This is a genomic window from Geminicoccus flavidas, from assembly GCF_009806515.1.
Classification (GTDB): domain Bacteria; phylum Pseudomonadota; class Alphaproteobacteria; order Geminicoccales; family Geminicoccaceae; genus Geminicoccus; species Geminicoccus flavidus.
On sequence record NZ_WUJP01000663.1, the window covers coordinates 1 to 4628 of the forward strand.

Annotated in this window: 4 protein-coding genes; 2 read left to right on the top strand and 2 right to left on the bottom strand. The window is 69.3% G+C overall.

The window, feature by feature from the left end; translation table 11 throughout:
- Positions 1-463 (top strand): hypothetical protein (locus EQG76_RS18800; RefSeq protein WP_159715903.1); only part of this gene is annotated, 463 nt, incomplete at its 5' end.
- 36 nt (positions 464-499) lie between these two features.
- On the opposite strand, the gene EQG76_RS18805 is transcribed toward EQG76_RS18800, so the two are convergent.
- Positions 500-1549 (bottom strand): hypothetical protein, encoded by a 1050-nt coding sequence (locus tag EQG76_RS18805; RefSeq protein ID WP_159715904.1) that lies wholly within the window; start codon positions 1547-1549, stop codon positions 500-502.
- An 89-nt stretch (positions 1550-1638) separates the two neighbouring features.
- Between EQG76_RS18805 and EQG76_RS18810 the strand changes: the two genes are divergently transcribed.
- A complete protein-coding gene (locus EQG76_RS18810) occupies positions 1639-2928 on the top strand; it encodes an O-acetylhomoserine aminocarboxypropyltransferase (RefSeq protein ID WP_159715905.1) in 1290 nt (429 codons plus the stop codon).
- Between the two features lie 22 nt (positions 2929-2950).
- On the opposite strand, the gene EQG76_RS18815 is transcribed toward EQG76_RS18810, so the two are convergent.
- Positions 2951-4456, bottom strand: coding sequence for a hypothetical protein (locus EQG76_RS18815; protein ID WP_159715906.1), 1506 nt, complete (start codon positions 4454-4456; stop codon positions 2951-2953).
- Positions 4457-4628: the final 172 nt, after the last annotated feature.

Consider the following 4628-nt stretch of genomic DNA (forward strand, 5'->3'; position numbering starts at 1 on the left):
CGATGTCCTCACCGTGAGCGGGCTCGGCCAGTTCCGCGCGGATGGCCAGACCGACCGGATGTGGGGCGGCACCGGCGCCGACAACTTCCGGATCGAGTTCGAGGTGCCGGGGAACCCCGACCTGGACCCGGATCAGGGGAATCACCTGAACCCGATCATCGCCGACTTCGTGAGCGGCGAGGACCAGTTGTCAATCAGTTGGACGGATTCCCGGGGCCCCGACCCGGAGAGCGACTTCTTCCTGGCGATCACGGCGGACATGCTGGACAGCAACCAGGATGGCGCCCTGAACGCCGACGACATCGGTTTCGAACTTGCCACGGCCACGCTCGGCGACCGGACAGAGCAGGCGCTGGTCATTCACACCGGGCAGCTGCATCACCTCGACCAGCGCATGTTCGGCCTGGGTGACATCACCCTGATGGGCGTGACGGAGCTGCGCATGGAGGACATTGGCCGCTAGCCGGGACCGCCCGCGCCTGCCCGCGTCGCTGCGCCCTCACCCCGTCGGGATGGTCAGCAGCGGCTGCTGGCGGTCGGAATCGGTCTGGGCCAGGGAGACGAGCAGCATCAGCAAGGTGAAGGTCCGCTTGCTGGCATAGTCGCGGTCGTCGATCCAGAACCAGCCATCGCCATAGTCGACCTCGACATAAGCGCCATCCGGCCGCTCCTCGGCCGCCTCGATGCGCAGGACCGGCTGGCTCGGCACGTCGGTGACGGTGGCGGGTGTGCGGCCGGATTCCACGTCGGCCGCCGGCACCTTGATGCGTCCGGCCACCTCGAGCAGCACCTCCAGGAGCGGGCGGGTGATCATCCGGATCTCGTGACCGTCGCCGGCACCCGACCCGTAGACCAGCGGGAACTCGTTCTCGTCGGGATCCAGGCCGAGCAGGATCCGGATGTCCTGGACCCGCCGGTCGGTGCCGCGGCTCTCGTCGACCAGCACGAAGCGCGGCCGGCCCAGGCCGTCGCGCTCGGTGCGGATCCCCAGCACGCCCGTGGTGCGCAGCACGCGGAACCGGTCGATCACGATCTCCCAGCGCGGGTGCGCCGGGATCGATTCGCCGGGCCGGGTCGAGCCGTTCGACAGGCCGTTCATCGAGCTCACCGTCAGGCCGAACACCATCTCGGGCGGATAGCCGGTAAGACCCAGCACCGCGACCACGCCCGGCGGCAGAGGCTGCAGGAGCCGCTCGGACAGGGCGGCACCGGCCACCGGCTGCCAGGTGATGGTGGGCCGGTCGATATAGCGGCCATCCACCGAGAGCCGGACGTTCTCGCCCAGGTCCAGGCCGCTGGTGAGCGCGGTGCCGGTGCCGATCCCGCTCTCGAACTGATAGCCGGCCACGACCGAGCCGATGTCCAAAAAGCTGACATGGTCGCCATAGCGCAGCCGCACCACCGCACCCAGCACCTGGCGCTTGGCGGCATCGGCGATGGCCTCGGTATAGTCGCGCTGGTCGCGCACGATGGTGAGGGGCCCGATCGAGGCGCAGGCGGACAGGAGTCCAGGCAGGGCGGCCAGGAAGGAGCGTCGCGCGAGCTTCATGGGTGCGGACCATGCCGGAAACCGGCGGAGCTTGAAAGTTATGGGCTTCTCATGCAGCACCGCGTCACATGCCGGATGGGAGACAGTCGATGGCGGAAGAGACGGGCTACGGGTTCGAGACGCTGGCGGTGCATGCGGGGGCGGCCCCTGACCCGACCACGGGTGCCAGAGCGGTGCCGATCTACCAGACCACCTCCTACGTGTTCGACGATGTCGACCACGCGGCGGCGCTGTTCAACCTCCAGAAGTTCGGCAACATCTACAGCCGCCTGACCAACCCGACCGTGTCGGTGCTGGAGGAGCGGCTCGCGGCCCTGGAGGGCGGCACGGCCGCCTGCGCCACCGCGTCCGGCCATGCCGCGCAGTTCCTGACCTTCCTCAACCTGCTGAGCCCGGGCGACCATGTGGTTTCGTCCAACCGCCTCTATGGCGGCTCGATCGCGCAGATGAGCGGCACCTTCCCGCAGTTCGACTGGCATGTGAGCTTCGTCGACCCCAGGGAGCCGAACAACTTCAAGGCGGCGATCACGCCCAAGACCAAGGCGCTGTTCATCGAGAGCGTGTCGAACCCGGACGGGATCGTCGCCGACATCGAGGCAATCGCCGGGATCGCGCATGCGGCAGGCATCCCGCTCATCGTCGACAACACCCTGCCCAGCCCCTACTTCTGCAACCCGCTGAAATGGGGGGCGGACATCGTCGTCCACTCGCTCACCAAGTATCTGGGCGGCCAGGGCAACTCGGTAGGCGGCGGCATCGTCGAGGGCGGCCGGTTCGACTGGGCGCAGAACGACAAGTTCCCGCTCATGACCAAGCCCACCCCGGCCTATCATGGTCTCAGCTTCTACGAGACCTTCGGCACCTTCGCGCTGACCGTGCGCAACAAGGCGATCGGGCTGCGCGACATGGGCCCGGCCATGTCGCCATTCAACGCCTTCCTGATCCTGAACGGGATCGAGACCCTGCCCTTGCGCATGCAGCGGCACACCGAGAACGCCGACAAAGTCGCGGCCTTCCTGGAAGGGCACCCGGCGGTATCCTGGGTGTCTTATGCCAGGCTCGAGAGGAACCGCACGAAGCTGCTGGACAAGTACTGCCCGAACGGCGTGGGCTCGGTCTTCACCTTCGGCGTGAAGGGCGGCTACGAGATGGGCGTGAAGGTGGTCGATAGTTGCGAGCTGCTGAGCCACGTGGCCAATATCGGCGACACCCGCTCGTTGATCATCCACCCGGCCTCCACCACGCACCGCCAGCTCACCCCGGAAAAGCAGGTGGCGGCCGGTGCCGGCCCGGACGTGGTGCGGCTGTCGGTCGGCATCGAGACCGCCTCCGACATCATCGCCGACCTCGATCAAGCGCTGAAGCAGGCGATGCGCTGACAGGGCATAGCCCCCACTGCCGTCAGCGGGGGCCGGCCAATGCGACCAGGCTGGATCGCTTGGGTGGGGTGATCAGGCTCTGCAGGAGCCGGGCATAGACGGCGGCGTGGCGGGAACCGCGCCCGGCGGCCTCGGCGCAGGCCACCACCACCCGGTCCAGCGCCGCGCGCATCGTCGTCTCGCGGGTGGTGATCGCCAGGACGAGCGATCGCACCCGCGCCGGCGGGAGGCCCAGGTCGCCGTCCCAGAACAGGACCTGGGTTCCCAGCAGCCAGACGGTCAGCGCGTCCGCCAGCGCGTCCAGGCCGAGCGCGCGGATCTCGTCGATGGTGTCGCCCAGCATCGGTGCGCGGATGGTGGCGGGGTGGCGGTGCCGGTCCATGTCGGGCCAGTCGGTGGTATCGCCCAGCCAGTTGAAGTCCCAGTCCGGCACCATCTGATCGGCCAGGAGGAACAGCCAGCCCACGTCGCGGGGGCTCGCATCGAACCGGCGCAGGTCGGCGGCAAGGCCGCGCATCAGGTGGCGCGGCAGCGGGCAGGCCAGGTGGTGGGCATCGGCCACCACGGCGGAGAAGCGCCGGGCCGCGGCCAGGATCGCCGGGCGCGCCGCGATCTGCTCCGGTGCCGGGTCGATCGACATGACTTCGTATCCGCCGTCCGGGTATTTTTCGGACATGAAGTTCACGGGCAGGGGTTGGTCCGGCGGCCAGTTCTCGATGACCCGGGAACGGCGGTCCATATCGTAGCGGCTCACCATGTTCGCGATCTCGAGCAGGAGGTGCGGGCGGGCGTGGATCAGGTCGGACCCGTCCTCGGGCTCCCCTTCCATCGGCAGCGCCAGCAGAGCTTCCAGCACCGGCAGGAAGCCGGCGAACGCGTCGTCGCTCCAGGCCCAGGCGTTGATCGCCTGCGGCAGCTCCTCGCGCCAGACATTGTCGAGCCGGGCGACCGCCGCTGGCGCCCTCGGGAGGTGATCGCGTGCCGAGGGCTCCAGCAGGCCGGCGGCAATCAGGACCAGCTCGGCGACTTCCTCCCCACCCCCGCCGGGTGCGGCACAGATCCGCCGGACCACGTCCTGGGCGAGCGCGCTGGCGTGATCGGGGATCTCCTTGAGATGGTGGGTCCAGCGTGGCTCGACCGCCGCTGTCGGGAAGATCACCTGCAGCCAGCCGGCGATTACGACCGCGGGGTGCTCGGCATCGGCCAGGTTCTGGAACAGCTTATCGGCCAGCCCGGCTGGCACGAAGGGATGGCAGCGGCCGGGCTCGCCCTGGTCGGGCAGGGCGAAGGGCGAATCCGCGTCGTCGTCGTCGGCCCGCTCCGCCAGCAGCAGCCGGGCCAGAAGCGTGTCGGCATAGGCATCACCGAGAACGAGGTCATCGGTGCGCTCGGCCAGGGTCGCCTGCACCGGTGCCGCGGCCTGCTTGCCCTCGATCACGCTGCAGGCGGCCTCCACCAGCGCCTCGGCGGCACCGGTGGCCCGGAACCGCTGCAGCGCCTGCCAACCCGCATGGGCCGGATGGTTCACGATCTGGGCGATGCTCGCCTCCGCTGATTGCCACGCATCAAAGGGTGCGCGCGCAGCATGAGGATGGTTGCGGCCCCGGTCCAGCGCAGGCACGGCGGCCCGATCGCCTGGCCGGCTCAGCGCCCGTCGCGGGCGAGCAGCACGCCGCCGGTCAGGATGCAGGCGGCCCCGG

Bases quoted from the DNA above. Each gene is read 5' to 3' on its own strand.
- EQG76_RS18805 (WP_159715904.1), bottom strand. From the start codon at position 1,549: ATGAAGCTCGCGCGACGCTCCTTCCTGGCCGCCCTGCCTGGACTCCTG.
- EQG76_RS18810 (WP_159715905.1), top strand. From the start codon at position 1,639: ATGGCGGAAGAGACGGGCTACGGGTTCGAGACGCTGGCGGTGCATGCG.